The organism is Terrisporobacter muris (assembly GCF_024621905.1).
In the GTDB taxonomy this organism is placed as follows: domain Bacteria; phylum Bacillota; class Clostridia; order Peptostreptococcales; family Peptostreptococcaceae; genus Terrisporobacter; species Terrisporobacter muris.
Map to the genome: position 1 here is coordinate 1 of NZ_JANKBY010000594.1, position 1080 is coordinate 1080.

At 24.1% G+C, this 1080-nt stretch carries 1 protein-coding gene and 1 pseudogene; both read right to left on the reverse strand.

Annotated features, from left to right (window positions below; genetic code table 11):
* Positions 1-577: TetR/AcrR family transcriptional regulator (locus NSA58_RS20505; protein ID WP_257560957.1), on the reverse strand; the 577-nt coding region annotated here is incomplete at its 3' end.
* Between the two features lie 283 nt (positions 578-860).
* Positions 861-1080, reverse strand: a pseudogene (locus NSA58_RS20510) (hypothetical protein); the annotation flags it as partial.

The following is a 1080-nucleotide window of genomic DNA, read 5'->3' on the forward strand; positions in this document are numbered from 1 at the left end:
CTTTTAGTATACTTAATATATATCTTATATACTCTATTCTTTTTTCTTTATCACTTATAAGTTCATTTTTAAACTCCTCTGTATTAGCATCGCTAGTCGGATAAATAATTGATGATAAAAATATCATTTTTGTATATATAAATTTATTTTTAGGCAATTTTACTACTCTTTCTAAAACTATATCTAACTTTTTATTCATCGAGTCTGTAACATCTATTATTTTTTTTGCCATCTCGTCATCTTTATCTGCATTAGTAGCTTCTTTTAGCATTACGAGAACTCCTGGATATCTTAATATATATTCCATTATTTCATTAACACATAGAATTAACTTCTCTTCATCACTAAGCTCTTCATTATCAAGCTTAGAATAAGCTAAAACCATATTCTCAATATAAAATAACTGCACATTTTTCACCATTTCATCTTTACTTCCAAAATAGTAATTTATCGCACTTACATTTACTTCTGCTTCCTTTGCTATAGCTCTAATTGGAACATTTAATGAACCATTTTTCCCAAATAAGTATAGTGCCCTATCTAAAATTTTTTCTTCTATATTTTTAAGTTCTCTCACTTTTTCACCTCATCTAAAATTTAAATTTATACTTTTTAAGTTTATAACTATACTATATTTCAATCAAACTATTTATAGCTTTATCCCATATTAATATTCACAAATAATATTATATCATAAGACTATTTATGAATATTACTTTTCTAATATACTAGCATCAATTCATTTTTGTCAAACCAGTCATGACTATATAACATATACTAAAGCATCATCATACAAACTATCATTGTGATTTGTAATGGTTTTATTACATAAAAATAGGGCGATTAATATCTCCCTATTTTTATTCAAAAGTTTTTATGTAAGATTTAAAATCTGTTTCATATTTTTCATCATTTTTACTTAAATTAAGTTTAATAGATACCTTGTTATTTTGTATCATTACAGAGATAAAATCAATGTAGTCACCTATCTCATATCCACCAGTTTCACTATTCCCACTACTATTTAATGTATTTATAAATAATTTTTTATTACTCTTATAACTTATTTCTTTATCTTTT